Origin of the sequence: Pseudoalteromonas arctica (assembly GCF_012927645.1) — a bacterium.
GTDB lineage: Bacteria > Pseudomonadota > Gammaproteobacteria > Enterobacterales > Alteromonadaceae > Pseudoalteromonas > Pseudoalteromonas arctica_A.
Genome location: NZ_JABBMT010000002.1, coordinates 251,468 through 267,069, shown reverse-complemented (window position 1 = coordinate 267,069; position 15,602 = coordinate 251,468). Strand labels below are relative to the sequence as shown.

General features: G+C 38.6%; 17 protein-coding genes. 13 read left to right on the top strand and 4 right to left on the bottom strand.

From position 1 onward, the window contains the following. Positions 1-209: 209 nt before the first annotated feature. Positions 210-455: a hypothetical protein gene (locus HHO47_RS02765; protein WP_169018667.1), complete on the bottom strand. Its 246-nt coding sequence runs from the start codon at positions 453-455 to the stop codon at positions 210-212. Between the two features lie 84 nt (positions 456-539). After that, positions 540-764 (bottom strand): hypothetical protein, encoded by a 225-nt coding sequence (locus HHO47_RS02760; protein WP_169018665.1) that lies wholly within the window; start codon positions 762-764, stop codon positions 540-542. Between the two features lie 350 nt (positions 765-1,114). On the opposite strand from HHO47_RS02760, the gene HHO47_RS02755 reads away from it, so the two are divergent. Continuing rightward, positions 1,115-1,750 carry an ERCC4 domain-containing protein gene (locus tag HHO47_RS02755; RefSeq protein WP_169018663.1) on the top strand — a complete coding sequence of 212 codons (636 nt, stop codon included), beginning with the start codon at positions 1,115-1,117 and terminating at the stop codon, positions 1,748-1,750. An 83-nt stretch (positions 1,751-1,833) separates the two neighbouring features. On the opposite strand, the gene HHO47_RS02750 is transcribed toward HHO47_RS02755, so the two are convergent. Both HHO47_RS02750 and HHO47_RS02745 read right to left on the bottom strand, forming a co-directional pair. Then, entirely contained in the window at positions 1,834-4,902 is a 3,069-nt protein-coding gene (locus HHO47_RS02750) for an efflux RND transporter permease subunit (RefSeq protein WP_169018661.1), read from the bottom strand. 1 nt (position 4,903) lies between these two features. Then, entirely contained in the window at positions 4,904-5,986 is a 1,083-nt protein-coding gene (locus tag HHO47_RS02745) for an efflux RND transporter periplasmic adaptor subunit (protein ID WP_169018659.1), read from the bottom strand. 122 nt (positions 5,987-6,108) lie between these two features. Between HHO47_RS02745 and HHO47_RS02740 the strand changes: the two genes are divergently transcribed. From HHO47_RS02740 to HHO47_RS02685, 12 genes are all read left to right on the top strand, one after another. Further along, positions 6,109-7,002, top strand: a complete 894-nt coding sequence (locus tag HHO47_RS02740; protein WP_169018658.1) for a LysR family transcriptional regulator — start codon at positions 6,109-6,111, stop codon at positions 7,000-7,002. Then, positions 7,003-7,308 carry an MGMT family protein gene (locus HHO47_RS02735; protein WP_145235885.1) on the top strand — a complete coding sequence of 102 codons (306 nt, stop codon included), beginning with the start codon at positions 7,003-7,005 and terminating at the stop codon, positions 7,306-7,308. A 384-nt stretch (positions 7,309-7,692) separates the two neighbouring features. Further along, positions 7,693-7,983, top strand: a complete 291-nt coding sequence (locus HHO47_RS02730) for a hypothetical protein (RefSeq protein ID WP_169018656.1) — start codon at positions 7,693-7,695, stop codon at positions 7,981-7,983. Between the two features lie 213 nt (positions 7,984-8,196). Further along, positions 8,197-8,775, top strand: a complete 579-nt coding sequence (locus tag HHO47_RS02725; RefSeq protein ID WP_169018654.1) for an LON peptidase substrate-binding domain-containing protein — start codon at positions 8,197-8,199, stop codon at positions 8,773-8,775. A 66-nt stretch (positions 8,776-8,841) separates the two neighbouring features. After that, positions 8,842-9,465: a sigma-70 family RNA polymerase sigma factor gene (locus HHO47_RS02720; RefSeq protein ID WP_169018690.1), complete on the top strand. Its 624-nt coding sequence runs from the start codon at positions 8,842-8,844 to the stop codon at positions 9,463-9,465. After that, the gene (locus tag HHO47_RS02715) at positions 9,458-10,117 is read left to right on the top strand and encodes a ChrR family anti-sigma-E factor (protein WP_169018652.1); all 660 of its coding nucleotides are present in this window, start codon (positions 9,458-9,460) and stop codon (positions 10,115-10,117) included. The genes HHO47_RS02720 and HHO47_RS02715 overlap by 8 nt, the downstream gene beginning before the upstream one ends. Before the next feature lie 8 nt (positions 10,118-10,125). Continuing rightward, positions 10,126-11,079, top strand: a complete 954-nt coding sequence (locus HHO47_RS02710) for a YbgA family protein (protein WP_169018650.1) — start codon at positions 10,126-10,128, stop codon at positions 11,077-11,079. Further along, positions 11,079-12,473 carry a deoxyribodipyrimidine photo-lyase gene (phrB, locus tag HHO47_RS02705; protein ID WP_169018648.1) on the top strand — a complete coding sequence of 465 codons (1,395 nt, stop codon included), beginning with the start codon at positions 11,079-11,081 and terminating at the stop codon, positions 12,471-12,473. Before HHO47_RS02710 ends, phrB begins: the two co-directional genes overlap by 1 nt. Before the next feature lies 1 nt (position 12,474). Continuing rightward, positions 12,475-12,903, top strand: coding sequence for a nuclear transport factor 2 family protein (locus HHO47_RS02700; protein ID WP_169018646.1), 429 nt, complete (start codon positions 12,475-12,477; stop codon positions 12,901-12,903). Further along, positions 12,903-13,613 (top strand): SDR family NAD(P)-dependent oxidoreductase, encoded by a 711-nt coding sequence (locus HHO47_RS02695; RefSeq protein WP_169018644.1) that lies wholly within the window; start codon positions 12,903-12,905, stop codon positions 13,611-13,613. The genes HHO47_RS02700 and HHO47_RS02695 overlap by 1 nt, the downstream gene beginning before the upstream one ends. Continuing rightward, complete coding sequence (locus HHO47_RS02690; protein ID WP_169018642.1) at positions 13,610-14,866, top strand: NAD(P)/FAD-dependent oxidoreductase; 1,257 nt, start codon at positions 13,610-13,612, stop codon at positions 14,864-14,866. Before HHO47_RS02695 ends, HHO47_RS02690 begins: the two co-directional genes overlap by 4 nt. Beyond that, on the top strand, positions 14,859-15,593 hold the full coding sequence (locus tag HHO47_RS02685) for a DUF1365 domain-containing protein (protein WP_169018641.1): 735 nt from the start codon (positions 14,859-14,861) through the stop codon (positions 15,591-15,593). The genes HHO47_RS02690 and HHO47_RS02685 overlap by 8 nt, the downstream gene beginning before the upstream one ends. The last annotated feature ends 9 nt before the right edge of the window (positions 15,594-15,602 follow it).

Below are 15,602 nucleotides of genomic sequence, written 5' to 3'. Positions count from 1 at the left end.
ATGTGGTACAACAGTAACCGATTGCATTCCTACTTAGGGTATCAAAGCCCAAATGATTTTGAATTTAAAATTAATGAGTTAGAAAAAGTAGCTTAACTAGGGTGACTGAATTTAGTTGACCAGGTCAACTCTCAACAAAGTTATTTTAAATTTTTAATATAAAGCTTTAGTCGCAATAAAATAAAAAGGCAAAAAGAAAAGACCTCTATTTAATCAAAGACTCCAAAAAAAAATAAAAATCTAAATACAATAGCAATTACTAAGATTGATAAACCTAGATAAAAAGCAATTTTAAGTGGAAAAAGAACATTACCTTCATACTTATGTTTACTATAAAAAAATAAAAAAAATGTATTTATAGCAAAAAGCAGAAGATAAATATAAAAATGGCTCTTTAACGTCATCAATAACACCACTAATTGGATTACAAGAAAAAACCAAGCTAAAGCTTTCATAATTATCTCCTTAATTTTTTATTCCTGATCAAATGAATTAGCCCATGAGTCTATTCGAATTGGTTTTAAATCCACAGGAGTAATTCATTTTGCTAAAATGAACTGGTGTCTTAAAAAAGCATCAGGAAAGTATTCACTTTGAATACTAAAATCCCATTGTAATTTTAAGTCGTCTCCCCAATTCAATTTATGCAACTCAACTGTAAGCAGTCTTGCTTGTTGTCCGCAGCCAAGGTAGCTAGCTCCAAAAAAACTTTTTATATTATTAACTACACCACTTCCATCATATTTCTTTCCACCATCAATCATTTCCTGAACTTTAGTTTCAAAGGTATCTTCTAGGGGAAAAGAATAGGGTCGCGTCTTGCCTTTTGCCTGTCAACTATCTTTAAGTAGTAAACTAGAGTAGAAAATATGACACCCGTAGTTAATTGTTAACTTAAACGCAGAGCGATATTTATTATGGGTAATATTAGCAGCAGACTAGGTTACTTAGTTTTATTACTGTGTAATATCAATATTTGACAATGCTGATTTACAGACTACTGTTTTTATATACAGCTATGGTTGTATGGCTAAAATGAATTGTTTTTTGTTAAATAAAGCGTAATTAGTAAAGATAGATAAGAGAAAGCTTTCGAGTAACGCAGGGGTGTAAAATGGATAGCATTCGTATTATTGCAGATGATCGTGAGCGCCGAAGTAATACCCTTAGTGTTTTAGAACAAAGAACAGATATTTTATTGACGGTTGAACGCTTAACTGTTGGTGATTATTTCATTAATAGTTGGTTGCTAATTGAGCGAAAGCAAGTCTGTGATCTTGTTGATTCGCTTATTTCAGGACGGTTATTTAATCAAGCAAATCGTCTTGCTAACTCGGGCTTTAAGACCGCGATTTTAATAGAAGGTAATGCGCGCGATATAGCTAACTATAAAATACACCGGCATTCAATTCTTGGAGCTTTGGTGACGCTAACAATCGTATTTGGAATCTCAATTTTACGTGCAGCTGATAGCCGAGAATCAGTTGCTTTAATGGTTTTTGCAGCACAGCAGCAAGCTAAGCAGTGCAAACTTGACTTACCCCGTTTCGGGCGTAGATCAAAAACAGCTAAAGCTAGGAAGATCTATATTTTGCAGGGGCTACCTAGTGTCGGGCCTGTACTTGCAAAGCGACTTTTGGCTCATTTTGGTTCAGTGAAAGGTGTATTATCAGCTGATGTTGATGCATTACGTGGTGTTGAAGGTGTTGGTAAAGAAATAGCGACTAAAATAGTTGCAGTAATATCTTAGCCGATAATTTAAATAAAGTTGTATGTTATTAAATACTACTATTACTAAGGAGTACTCATTGTGCTCCTTAGTGATATTTAACCTTAGGTATCTTGTTTTTTAGGCACTTCAATTTTAAACAGCACGGTATAAAGTACTGGCACCACGATTAAAGTGAGTATGGTGGCAAAGCCTAAACCAAACATAATCGTCACTGCCATTGACTGGAAGAACACATCAAATAATAATGGGATCATTCCTAAAATAGTGGTGATTGCTGCCATCGCAACAGGGCGCACACGGCTTACACCGGAGTCAAATACTGCTTGATAAGGCTCTTTGCCTTCACTGAGCTCAAGGTTGATTTGATCTACCAACACAATGCCATTTTTAATCAGCATACCGCTTAAGCTTAATAGCCCAAGTAGCGCCATAAAACTAAATGCGGCGTTCATCACTAGCAAGCCGGCGCTAACACCTATGATTGCTAAAGGTACAGTGGCCCAAATAACCAGTGGTTTTTTTACTGAGTTAAATAGCAACACAGTGACTGCAAACATTGCTAAATAGCCCAGAGGTAACGAGCCAAAAATAGCTTTTTTTGCCTTTGTAGATGATTCAAACTCACCACCCCATTGTAATTCATAGCCATTGGGGAGCTTAATTGCTTCAATACTTGGCCTGACTCTTGAAAATAGTTTCGCGGGTGTTTCATCACCTATTACGTCATGATCGGCCATTACTGTGATAGTACGTTTGCGATCGCGGCGCATTATTAGGCTGTCTTCCCACTCTACAACAAACTCATCTACAACTTGAGTAACTGGCACGAATACGCCTAATACTGGGCTGTATATTTGTAGATCACGTAGGCTTTCAACATTAAGACGCTCTTGTGCCGGTGAGCGGGCAATAATAGGGAGCTGTTGAGTACCATCTTTGTAAATGCCGACTTTTTTACCGGAAAAACTAGTTAATAAGAGTTGATCTAAGTCTGTTTTAGCGATGCCCAGACGCCGCGCTTTTTGTTCATTAAGTTGCGGGCGAATGAGTTTTGAACGTTCACGCCAATCATCACGAATATTATAAGCACCGGCATCTTTTGCTAGCACTTCTTTTGCTTGTTTAGCTAATTGGCGAAGCACCACTGGATCAGCCCCCGAAAAACGTGCTTCTATTTTAGCATCAGTAGAAGGTCCTATTTCCATGCGTTTTATTTTAAGCTTGGCATCAAATACGTGGCTGTATTCATAGTCGCGAACTTTTGCAATCATCGCTGCCACTGCTTCTCGGTCTTTTACACGGATAATTAATTGACCATAAGCTGGGTATGATTTTTCAGGTGCGTAGGTCAACATAAACCGTGGTGCGCCTTGGCCTATCGTTGACGTTACTTCTTCGACCAGCTCATCTTTTTGTAAGAATGCTTCGAGTTTAGCTACGCCATCTAAAGTGGCATGAATATCAGCCCCTTGTGTATGCCAATAATCTACGTAAAACATTGGCGTGTTTGAGGCTGGAAAAAACGCTTGTTTAATAAACTTAAAGCCAAAAACAGAGCTAGCTAATAAAACAACCATCAACAATAAAGTGGTTTTACGAAAACGCATTGAGGTGTTTAATAAAGTTTTATATAAATTAAAGATCACACCTTGATATGGGTCTTCATCATGGCTTTGCTGCTTGAGCTCAGTTTCTTTGAACATTAAGTCAGCAAAGAAAGGAGTTAAGGTGATGGCAGTGATCCAGCTTAATAATAATGAGATAAATAATACCCAAAATAAGCTGCCGGCAAATTCACCGCTAGCGTCAGAGCTTAAACCAATTGGCGCAAATGCAGTAATAGCAATCACGGTAGCGCCAAGTAAAGGCCATTTTGTTTGCTCGACTATATTAGCCGCTGCTTTAAGCTTTGTTTGTCCTCGCTTTAGGTTTATTAAAATACCTTCGGTGACTACGATGGCGTTATCAACTAACATCCCTAATGCAATGATCAGCGCACCTAAAGAAATACGTTGTAAATCAATCGCAAACAGTTTCATAAAAATAAATGTACCCAATACGGTCAGCAATAAAATTGCCCCTATCAGTACACCACTTTTAAAGCCCATAAAGACTAGTAGGACAATAATAACAATCGCGACAGCTTCAAGTAAGCTGATGATAAAGCCATTAACTGATTTTTCGACTTCAACAGGTTGGTTATAAACGGTATTTATTTCCATGCCATGGGGGCGCTGATATTCAAGCGATGCCAAATGCGCTTGAATGTTATCGCCTATATCCACCACGTTTACGCCACTACTAAATGATACGCCAACTAGCAAGGTTTGCTGTTGGTTAAAGCGCATTACATTATTAGGCACTTCAGCGTATTCACGAAACACTGTTGCAACGTCACCAAGGTAAATCAGTTCATTTTCACCTGGTTTTGAGATCAGTAAGTTTTCGAGTTCTTTTACGTCTTTGAATTCGCCTGTTGGATGCAGTCTAATTGATTCATCGCCTACGCGTATTTTACCGGCATTAGAGACGGTATTTTGTGATTGCAATAATTGATAAATTCTAGTCGGTGCAATTCCAAGTTGCGCCAGCTTCCGGGTCGATATTTCAACCATCACCTGTGCTTGCTGTTCACCACTGACGGTCACTTTACCTACGCCGTCAACGAGTACCAGTTCACGTTTTAAGTAATCAACATAATCTTTTAGTTCGTCGTAAGAGTAACCATCGCCGGTGATCGCATACATTACGCCGTATACATCGCCAAAATCATCTAAAATGGAACTTGGGTATACACCGCTGGGCAGTGATGAAGCGTTATCGTTAATCTTACGTCGTAGCTCATCCCAAATTTGTCGTAAGTCTTGTTTTCGATAGTTGCTTTTCATTTCAACGGTAATTTGTGATTTACCAGGAGATGAAATGCTGGTTACGTAATCCACATAGGGCAATTGTTGAATTGCATTTTCAATCGGAAAAGTAACTTCATCTTCTACCTGTTGTGGTGAAGCGCCAGGATATAAAGTGATCACCATGGCTTTTTTTATTGTAAATTCAGGATCCTCAAGCTGACCAAGTCCTAAATAAGAAATTACGCCACCGATTAACAGTAATAGTGCGCACATCCAACTGACGACTTTTTGCTTTATGGCAAGTTCAGCAATGCTCATTTTATAAGCCTCGCTCTTTTTGCCATGGGCGTACTTGCATACCTTCTTTGAGGAAGTGAACGCCAGCTGCGACCACAGTTTGACCTTGCTCTAAACCAGCAAGCACTTCAATGCCACGTTGATGTAGTTGGCCAACTTCAACAGCTTGCTTTTTCACTTTGCCAGTCTGTGGCTCGTATAGCCAGACATAGCTGTTATTAGCAGGCTGTGTTGGTTCAGAAAACACCGCTTCAACAGGGAGTAAAATATAGTGTGATTGCGAATGAGTAATCTTGCTTAGATCAATATCTACACTGCCGGTCATGCCTGCCAACAGGTTAAAATCCTTAGGTACTGGTAATGAAAATACCACCTTGTAGGTTAACGTGGCTGGATCTGCTTGGGTGTCGAATTCTTTAATTATTAAGGTATATGATTTATTTGGAAAGCCGTCAAAAACCACGCTTGGCTGATAGTCAATGTCTTTATCAATGCGGGCGATTAGTTTTTCAGGTACTTGAATGATCACATCCATTAAATCACGGGTTTCTAAGCGAAGAATATTTTGTTTTGCTTGGATATTTTCAAAGTTTTTAACAAAAACTTTGGAAACTGTGCCGCTAAAAGGGGCACGTAATTCGCTATTATCTAAGTTGGTTTTTGCAATTTTTAATGCCGACTCAGCTACCTGTTTATTGGCAAGTGCCTGATCAAGTTCGGATTGACTGGTAATTGATTTATTAAATAGCTTTTGTACGCGTTCAAGTTGCGAGTGCGCCAGCTCAAAACGTGCTTTTCGCTCATCATATTGCAGTTGAAAGTCTTCAGGGTCTAATTTGGCAAGGAGCTGACCTTTTTCAACATGTTGACCCGCCAGTACAGGGAACTCTAATAACTCACCGTTAACTCTAAATGCTAAATAAGAGCCTTGATTTGCCACTACTTCTGCCGGAAAACTGCGTATTGTCTGATCTGAGTTAGTATTAATTTCAAATAGTTTTACTGGACGAATGGCTTGCTCGACATGAGTGTCGGTATTTGACTCTTTACAGGCGACTAAACTCAGTATTAATGTTGATATAATTAAAGCTGGCGACAGTTTCATGGTCTTCTCCGTGGCTATGAAAACATAAATTAGGTGCAGCATACGCCGTGAACATATAAAATAAAAATTATTAAATTTTAAAAAGATCATAAATAAAAATTATAATCTTAAATTGGAGTATTATGAACTTAGTACAGTTAAAAATGCTTGATGCCATTGTTCGCACTCAAAGCTTGTCGCAAGCTGCTTTAGCACTGTATAAATCGCAACCCGCTTTAACGCTAGCAATCAAGAAACTTGAAGCTGAGCTTGGTTTTGAGTTGTTAGATCGTAGCCATTATCGATTGCAATTAACTGAAAAAGGTCGTATTTATCACCGCGAAGCGACATTATTATTAGATGCTCAAGCACATTTAGCACAACTGGCCAGTGAGCTTGCACTTGGTAATGAAGCAAATTATAAGATTTGTTATGAGCAGTTATGTCACCAATCACTTTATAACGATATTATTTGCAATGCTTTTATTAAACATACCAGCACCGAGTTTAGTGTAACCAGCGGAAAACGCTTTGTTTCTCTTGAGCAAGTTAATAAAGGGCAAGCTGATTTAGGGATTGGTCCGTGGTTTGATTTATTTCATGCTACAGGCGATTTAGAAAGTTTACCGATTGGCAAGCTCGATATTGGTATCGTTAGTGTGAGCGGATTAGTGCCAGTTCAGGTAACTTATCAACAATTACAGGACTTTCCTTGTTTAGCGATGTTTGAAAGCGATATGAGTTTTGACTCAGATCGTTTATCGTATTCAAAGGGTTCTACGATGATGAAAATTGATGATATCTCAACTTTAAAATCGTTTTTATTATCGGGATCTGGTTGGGCAATGATGAGTTTAGTGCATTGTCAAAATGAGCTTGAAAGTGGTGTATTACAACAAATTAAAATACTAGATAGAGAAAATACATTTAGCGCACAGATCAGAGTTTTTCGACAAAACGCCACTCATCATGGGCCTGTGGCAAGAGCCGTGTGGGAAGATTTTAAACAGTTAAGTAAAACGTTTTTAGGATCGTGAATGCAAGCCAGTAAAGAAGACAAAATTTATACTGTGATGGCGAATATACCGCCAGGAAAAGTAGCCAGTTATGGACAAGTAGCGGCAATGGCAGGGTTACTAAATAATGCTCGGCTAGTAGGGCGGTTATTAAAGTTAATGCCAAAAGATTCCAGTATACCTTGGCATAGAGTGATCAATAGCCAAGGTAAAATTTCTTTTCCTGAAGGGACGGCGCAGTACCAAAAGCAATATCAACTACTGCAAAGTGAAGGGGTAATTTTTAAAAATGGTCGTGTTAATATGCGCCAATTTCAGTGGGACTAATTAATAATTTAACCGACTGTAATAATATAGCGGCTGATTGCAATATAGTGACAAACACAGCCAGCAATCACAAATACATGCCAAAGTGCGTTCACGGGCACATTTAAATAAAGTGGGTTCAACCGACATGAGATACTCATAGTAAAACATTAATATGGATTTGAGTGTACAAGTGCACGCTGAAACTTTCAGTGCTTATTTATTGACTATATTTTGGTTTTTTTAACCACTTTAGATGGTTTTAAAATTTATGACATCAATTGATTATCTGCTTATTTAATTTAAAGTTCATAAAAAACAATCGGTTAAAATTCAATTCATGATTGGCACAACCTTTGATTAAGTAATAGCGACTAACTTAATAACACAATAGGGAATACCATCATGAAAAGCATTATTAAACTATCTGTTGCAGCACTTTTGGTTGTTGGTTCTACACAAGCAAGTGCAAATGACGGTCAATTAGATATTACTCAAACGCTATCAAACAGCATTGCACATTATATTGAAAGTACGAGTGATGAATTACAAAGCAAATTAAAACAGTCATTGTTTAGTGATTCGCAAAAAATGTTAACCGAACTGCTTTCACAGCATAGTGAGCCATCAGCTAAAGTTGCGGAAAATACATCACAACTCGTTGCAACTAGCAATGCAGTAAAAGTTGAGGATTAAGGCAATGAGCAGCGAATTAGGATTATTAGTTTTAATGTTAGCACCTGTAGTGAGCTTATTAAGTGTGTATGCCTCAGTTGAATTATTACGCAACGTAGGGCAGTGGTTAAATATAGGCTAAGGGGATAGCGATAAGTAATAATCAGTAACGTTGATCTTATTTGCTGCGGTGCACGTAACGTAATGCATAGTTAAACTGATGTAGTAAGCCTTATGAAACGTGCAATCTTTCCATTACCGGTATTTATTCTACCAAGCGGGTATACGCGGTTACGTATCTTCGAACCTCGCTATCTTGATATGGTTAAAGAATCACTTAAAAATGATCATGGTTTCGTACTTTGCCAGTACGATGTTGATAGTTATCTCAACGTTCCTAAGTATGGATGCTTAGTTGATATTATTGACTTTTCACAAGATCAACAAGGACAACTATTAATTGATGTGGTGGCCAAATCTATGGTTGAGTTAACTGATATAATTCAAGATAAACAGCAACTGCGTTTCGGTCAGCTATCTGCACCTAAAACATCTCTTTGGTTTGAATACCCTCACAACTTAGCGCGCGATGATTCATATTTAGTAATGGCACTAGAGCAGTTGTTTGCTGCTAATCTAGAGTTAACCGATTTATACCGCCAGACACACTTTGATGATCTGAACTGGGTGCTTGCAAGATGGCTTGAATTATTACCTATCTCAATTGATAAAAAACAACAACTTGCCTTTAAATCTGACTTTGCGAATATTCACTCTTTCCTCCATACTGTGATCAATAACGAATTTTCCTAATTAATATGATCCCTCTGTATTTTTGCAGCGTATTGATCCTGTAAGGAAACTAATAGGAATATTATGATGGTAAGTCAACAACTTTCAACACGTTGTGAACCTAACACAGGTAATTACACTGCCATGCCACAAACGCCAAGCAAAGAACTTGCAGATGCATTATCTGCGGTTGCAGCTAATCGTGATAAACGCGCTTTTGCTTATTTATTTGCGTACTTTTCACCGAAAATAAAACGCTTTGGTATTAAGCAATTTAATTCAGAAGCGCAAGCGATGGAATTAGTGCAAGACACGCTTACCTCAGTGTGGCGAAAAGCACATCTTTATAATAATAATAAAGGTGCAGCTACAACGTGGGTATATACCGTAATGCGCAACGCATCATTTGATATGCTCAGAAAAATGAAAAGTAACAAAGAAGACAATATTAGCGAAGATATTTGGCCGCTAGTTGAGCAACATGATAATGCCGACTATGAATTTAGTGATCATCTTGAAAATCAGCAAATCAAAAATTACCTCGATAAATTACCTCAAGCTCAACGCGATGTTGTTAAAGGCGTTTATTTTCAAGATATGTCACAAGAGCAACTTGCAGATCAATTGAATATTCCAATTGGTACTGTGAAGTCACGTTTACGTTTAGCGTTACAAAAATTACGCAATGAAATGGGAGACCGCAATGATTAAACATCACCCAAGCGATGCGCTATTAGCGCAGTATTGTAATGCGTCATTAGCGTCGAGTATAAGTGTTGCTGTCGCTATTCATCTAGATATGTGTAGTTGCTGTAAAGATAAAGTGAAGCACATTGAAGCACAAAATGCAGACGCGATTTTTACTCAATCTGATTTGTCTATTGATGAAGAACTGAGTGTTGATGCGATGTCATTATTTGATGCAATCACAGCCAGCGATGATGTTGATGATGTATATAAAATGACGCCACAAACTATCCTTGTTAATCAGCAAAGCTATCAATTACCTCGTGCTCTTGCCCGCATTCCACATGGTAAGTTTATGCAAATGGGTAAGTTATCACGTTCTCGGATCAGCCTCGAAGATGGTTCGCTGCGCTCGAGCTTATTGCACATCGATGCAGGCGGCGAGATCCCTGAGCACACCCACACAGGCTTTGAGTTAACTCTATTACTTGATGGCGAGTTTGGTGACGAGGATGGTGATTATGTTGCTGGCGACTTTATGTGGCTCGATGGTCGTCATCAACATACCCCAACGACGAAAGAAGGTTGCTTATGTTACACAGTTGTCAGCAGCGCACTACACTTTAACAAAGGGCTGAGTAAGTTACTCAATCCAATTGGCAATTTGATTTACTAGGAGTGTATATGCAGCAATCGACTATTCAAATAGGTATCAGTGCGTGCCTTGCTGGTGAGAAAGTTCGGTTTGATAGTGGCCATAAAAAATCAAATTTTTGCATGGATGAATTAGCAAAACATGTTGAATATAAGCGTTTTTGTCCTGAAGTGGCGGTAGGTCTACCGATCCCAAGACCAACAATTAGACAGGTTAAAGTAGGCGCAATTATTAAAGTGTGTCGTCCTGACGGCAGTGGTGATGTTGGCCCACAATTGACAGAGTATGGTAAAAAAGTCGCTACAGAGCAGGCTGTACAATTAAGCGGTTTTGTTTTTTGTGCGAAAAGTCCAAGTTGCGGTATGGAACGGATCAAAATATACAATGAAGCAGGCACTGGTAATACATCTGAAGGTGTGGGCTTGTTTGCTGCGCAAATTATGGCTCACAACCCATTGTTACCGTGTGAAGAAAATGGTCGTTTAAATGATATGCACTTGCGTGAAAACTTTGTAATGCGAGTGTTTACTTATAAAAACTGGCAGTTGTTGCGTCAACAAACAGTTACTCTGCATCGGTTAACACAGTTTCATGCGCAATATAAGTACTTGTTAATGGCTCACAATTATCAGGCATATAAAGATCTTGGTAATTTATTGGGCACCTATGTTGGCGATGATTTTGAGCTGCTTGCTGATGATTATATTGCAGGGTTGATGGCAGCGCTGAAAGGACCTGCATCCCGTAAAAATAACAGCAATACATTAATGCACTTACAAGGCTACTTTAAAAAACACTTATCTAAAATTGAAAAACAAGAATTGCGTGATGCGATTGATGAGTACCGTGATGGTTTAGTGCCCTTGTATGTACCGCTGACACTGTTAAAACATCATTTAAAAGTGCATCCAAACGAATACTTAGCAAAGCAGGTGTACTTCAACCCTTATCCAAACGAATTAAAATTACGCTACGGAATTTAATGAACACTGTATTTTGGTTTAGGCGCGATTTGCGCCTTTTTAATAATCATGCCCTTTATCACGCAATCGAGAATGGTTGTAAAGACGCTATATTTTTTATTACTGAGCAACAATGGCAGCGCCATAGCGTTGCTTCAATACAAATTGATTTGTTAAAACGAAGGTTAAACTTCTTAGGTCAATTACTAGCTGATAATGGCATCACCTTGCATATCATTGAAGCGGGTGATTACGCCGAATGTGTGCAGCAGTTAAGTGAGTTCTGCCAGCAACATTCAGTAACGCAGTTATTTGCCAATAAAGAATATGAAATTAATGAAGTTGAGCGCGATAACGCATTTTCACATCATGCTGATGAACTTAAAGTATCAGTTACCTTGTTTGATGGTGACGTGGTTGCACCGCCTGGAACGGTACTGAATCAAAGTGGTGAGATGTTTAAGGTGTTCACCCCTTTTAAAAATGCCTGGCTAAAGCAATATCAAGATACTCATTTTTATTTTCAAGCCCCCCCGACAATGTTTAGCCCAATACCTTGGCAAGGTTCAGGGTTACTTACTGGCGATGATTCTTCACATAAGTGGCCAGTTGATGATGCGTCATTGAGTCAAATCTGTGCCCGCTTTATCAGCGATAAATTACTCAGCTATAAAGATCAGCGAGACATTCCAAGTATTAAAGGCACATCAGGATTAAGCCCGTATTTAGCTTTAGGAATTGTCAGCGTTCACCAATTAATTACTCTTGTACAACAACAATATGTCGATGTGTTAAGTAGCTCTAAAAGTAACTTATTTACTTGGGTTAACGAGTTAGTGTGGCGTGAGTTTTATCGTCACTTAATTGTGGCTTATCCAAAACTTAATAAATATAACAACTTTAATGAGAAATATGACCCAGTAAAGTGGCGTACTAATGAGGCGGATTTTATTGCTTGGTGTGAAGGTAAAACAGGCTACCCGCTTGTTGATGCTGCCATGAGGCAACTTATTCAAACAGGTTGGATGCATAATCGTTTACGTATGGTGGTTGCCAGTTTTCTTACCAAACACTTGTTAATTGATTGGCGTAAAGGTGAGCGTTTCTTTATGCAACATTTGATCGATGGCGATTTAGCGTCTAACAACGGCGGTTGGCAATGGGCTGCAAGTACTGGGTGCGATGCCCAGCCATACTTTAGAATATTCAACCCGATCACTCAAAGTGAACGATTTGATCCTAACGGTCATTTTATTCGTAAGTATATACCGGAGTTGGAAAATGTGCCGAATAAGCAAATTCATTTTCCACATCAATATTTAGCGAAAAGCGGCAAAGCAAAAGTAGTTTATTGGCCTGCAATCGTTGATCATAAAACGGCTCGCTTACGAGCGCTTGATGCATTTAAGGTATGATATGAGCAACCACAGAACAGATAAATTTATCGCGACATACCAAAAGCTTAATAAAGAAAATCTACATTTACTGAGTGATATTTATGCTGCAGACATTCATTTTTCTGATCCATTGCATGAAGTCGATGGTTTAGCTGACTTACATCAATATTTTGCTAAGCTTTATAGTAATGTTATTGAATGCACGTTTGATATCAGTGATGCTGTTAGTGTAGGCGATAATGCCTTTGTTTACTGGACTATGTATTATCGCCATCCAAAGCTTAGCAATGGCCAGCAAATAGCCGTAGCTGGCCATAGCAAGTTAACATTTACTGGTGAAAAAATCAGCCTTCATAAAGACTACTTTGATGTTGGTGCATTACTTTATCGACATATCCCTATTCTCGGTTCAATTATTAAATACATAGATAATAAGGCTGCGGAATAATGATCACGCTTATAACAGGTGCAACATCAGGTATTGGTGAACAACTTGCGAAATTGTATGCGCAAGCCGGGGATACAGTGATCGCTTGTGGGCGTAACCAAGAAAAACTAAACGAACTTGCGCAACTAACGAATATTGAAAGTTGTCAGTTTGACGCTACTGATTTACAAGCTATACGTAGTAGTACTGTTGCTTATACGCAATTTGATCGCGTTATTCTTAATGCTGGCAATTGTGAGTATATCGATGATGCGCATAATTTTGACAGTGCATTGTTTACCCGCGTTGTTACTACTAATTTGCTTTCGATGGGTTATTGTCTTGAGGCTTTACTACCGAGGATAAAGTCTGGTGGTCAGTTGGTGATTGTCAGTTCAAGCGTAACTTATTTACCGTTACCGCGCTCTGAGGCATATGGCGCATCAAAAGCTGGGGTCAGTTACTTAGCAAAAAGTTTAGCCATTGATTTAGCTGATATTGACGTAACCTTAGTGCACCCTGGGTTTGTTAAAACACCGTTGACTCAAAAAAATGATTTTCCAATGCCAATGGCAGTTACTGCAGAAAAAGCGGCAAATTATATTATCAAAGGGGTCGCTAAGCGCCGCAAAGAGGTGCATTTTCCTTATCGTTTCACCCTTATTTTAAAATGTTTACGCATGTTGCCGCTGCCAATTTGGCTCATGCTTGCAAAAGGATTAAGTCGTTGAAAAAAACCGCAATTATAGGTTCTGGTATTGCAGGATTAAGCTGCGCGCATTTATTGCACAAAAAGTATGATATTACGGTATTTGAAAAAAACAACTACATAGGTGGGCACACCGCAACGATAGATATACAGGTTGATGGTGTTAAGCGTGCTATTGATACTGGCTTTATTGTTTTTAATGATCGCACTTACCCTTATTTTGAAAAGCTGTTAAAGCGCATCGGCGTTGAACGTCAACCGACAGAAATGAGTTTCAGCGTACATAATCAGCAAACTGGTTTTGAATACAATGGCCACACCTTTGCCAGTTTGTTTGCTCAAAAGCGCAATATATTTCGTCCGCGTTTTTGGAAGTTACTCAGTGATATTGTACGCTTTAACACCTTGTGTAAAAAACTATATCATGACAACGACTACCAAAGTGAGCAGATGTTAGGTCAGTTGCTCGATAAACACGGTTTTAATGATTTTTTTCGTTACCATTATATTTTGCCAATGGGCGCGGCTATCTGGTCAACAAGTATTAAAGAAATGAGTAATGTAGGCGTTGAGTTTTTTGTCAAATTCTTTTTTAATCATGGCTTATTAGATATTACTAATCGCCCGCAGTGGTATGTTATTCCCGGTGGTTCAAGGGAATATATCAACCCATTGATCAGTGGTTTTAAAGATAGAATAAAATTGAACACGGATATACAGTCTATTTTTCGCACCCCAGATCAGGTGTTGATCCGGCTGAAAAATGGCACCGTTGAGCAGTTTGATCACGTTATTTTTGCTTGTCATTCTGATCAGGCCCTCGCTTTACTTGAAAACCCTAGCACAGATGAAAAAGCAATTTTATCAGCCATCCCTTACACTGAAAATTCAGTGATTTTGCATACTGATACAGCCTTACTGCCAAAACGCAAAGCTGCATGGGCCAGCTGGAATTATCTACTTACCGATAATCTTGATAAAGCGGCCATTGTGACCTACCAAATGAATATTTTGCAAGGCATAACAAGTAAAACGCAATTTTGTGTCACGCTTAATCACCGCCAAGGAATTGATAAAAATAAAATACTTCGAGAATTTACGTATCATCATCCAGTATTCAATAAAACGTCGATTGCTGCTCAGCAGCAAAAACAGCTTATTGATGGGGTTAACAATAGTTATTTTTGTGGCGCTTATTGGTATAACGGATTTCACGAAGACGGCGTGAAAAGTGCTGTAGATGTTGCTCGCAAACTTGGAGTTGATTTTGAATAGTGCACTTTTAGTCGGACATGTTCGCCATCACCGATTAGCAATTAAAGCGCATTGCTTTAATTATCAGTTGTACATGATGTGGGTGGATCTTAATGCTCCTCAGCAACTAGATGGTGTTCACCCTTGGCTTGGAACAACAGGCTTTAAAGCGCTTAAATTCAAACAATCCGATTATCTTAATCGTGATTTAGATACTCAACAACCAATAAAACAACGTGCAATTAATAAAATTGTCGAGCTGGGGATCACTGATCCGTTTAGTAATGTCTACATGCTCGGACAACTGCGCTGTTTTGGAGTGTATTTTAGCCCAGTTAATTTCTTCTTTTATGAAACGGCCGATGGTGATTTTCCCTACATGGTTGCTGAAGTAAGTAATACGCCCTGGAACGAGCGACATTATTACTTGGTTGATTTACACAAGAAAGTGAACTTTCAAAAGGCTTTCTCCGTATCACCATTTATGAATTTAGATATGGATTACCACTGGAAAGTGCGTTTAACAAAGCAAAACACTTTGATCCATATAGAAAATAAAAAAGACAATACGCTATTATTTACTGCCAGTTTGCGTTTACAACGCCAGTCACTCAGCCGGACTGCGGTTACTGCGTTACTGAAACGTTTTCCTGCCATGACCATCACTGTGATGAAAGGAATTTACGTCCAGGCGTTCAAACTATTTTGTAAGCGAGTGCCTTTTTTAGGTCACTCAGGCAAGAATTGATAAGCTAAA

What these genes read in the sequence shown, in the direction of transcription:
- HHO47_RS02765 (WP_169018667.1), bottom strand. Translation starts at nt 455, where the DNA reads ATGAAAGCTTTAGCTTGGTTTTTTCTTGTAATCCAATTAGTGGTGTTA.
- HHO47_RS02760 (WP_169018665.1), bottom strand. Translation starts at nt 764, where the DNA reads ATGATTGATGGTGGAAAGAAATATGATGGAAGTGGTGTAGTTAATAAT.
- HHO47_RS02755 (WP_169018663.1), top strand. Translation starts at nt 1,115, where the DNA reads ATGGATAGCATTCGTATTATTGCAGATGATCGTGAGCGCCGAAGTAAT.
- HHO47_RS02750 (WP_169018661.1), bottom strand. Translation starts at nt 4,902, where the DNA reads ATGAGCATTGCTGAACTTGCCATAAAGCAAAAAGTCGTCAGTTGGATG.
- HHO47_RS02745 (WP_169018659.1), bottom strand. Translation starts at nt 5,986, where the DNA reads ATGAAACTGTCGCCAGCTTTAATTATATCAACATTAATACTGAGTTTA.
- HHO47_RS02740 (WP_169018658.1), top strand. Translation starts at nt 6,109, where the DNA reads ATGAACTTAGTACAGTTAAAAATGCTTGATGCCATTGTTCGCACTCAA.
- HHO47_RS02735 (WP_145235885.1), top strand. Translation starts at nt 7,003, where the DNA reads ATGCAAGCCAGTAAAGAAGACAAAATTTATACTGTGATGGCGAATATA.
- HHO47_RS02730 (WP_169018656.1), top strand. Translation starts at nt 7,693, where the DNA reads ATGAAAAGCATTATTAAACTATCTGTTGCAGCACTTTTGGTTGTTGGT.
- HHO47_RS02725 (WP_169018654.1), top strand. Translation starts at nt 8,197, where the DNA reads ATGAAACGTGCAATCTTTCCATTACCGGTATTTATTCTACCAAGCGGG.
- HHO47_RS02720 (WP_169018690.1), top strand. Translation starts at nt 8,842, where the DNA reads ATGGTAAGTCAACAACTTTCAACACGTTGTGAACCTAACACAGGTAAT.
- HHO47_RS02715 (WP_169018652.1), top strand. Translation starts at nt 9,458, where the DNA reads ATGATTAAACATCACCCAAGCGATGCGCTATTAGCGCAGTATTGTAAT.
- HHO47_RS02710 (WP_169018650.1), top strand. Translation starts at nt 10,126, where the DNA reads ATGCAGCAATCGACTATTCAAATAGGTATCAGTGCGTGCCTTGCTGGT.
- phrB (WP_169018648.1), top strand. Translation starts at nt 11,079, where the DNA reads ATGAACACTGTATTTTGGTTTAGGCGCGATTTGCGCCTTTTTAATAAT.
- HHO47_RS02700 (WP_169018646.1), top strand. Translation starts at nt 12,475, where the DNA reads ATGAGCAACCACAGAACAGATAAATTTATCGCGACATACCAAAAGCTT.
- HHO47_RS02695 (WP_169018644.1), top strand. Translation starts at nt 12,903, where the DNA reads ATGATCACGCTTATAACAGGTGCAACATCAGGTATTGGTGAACAACTT.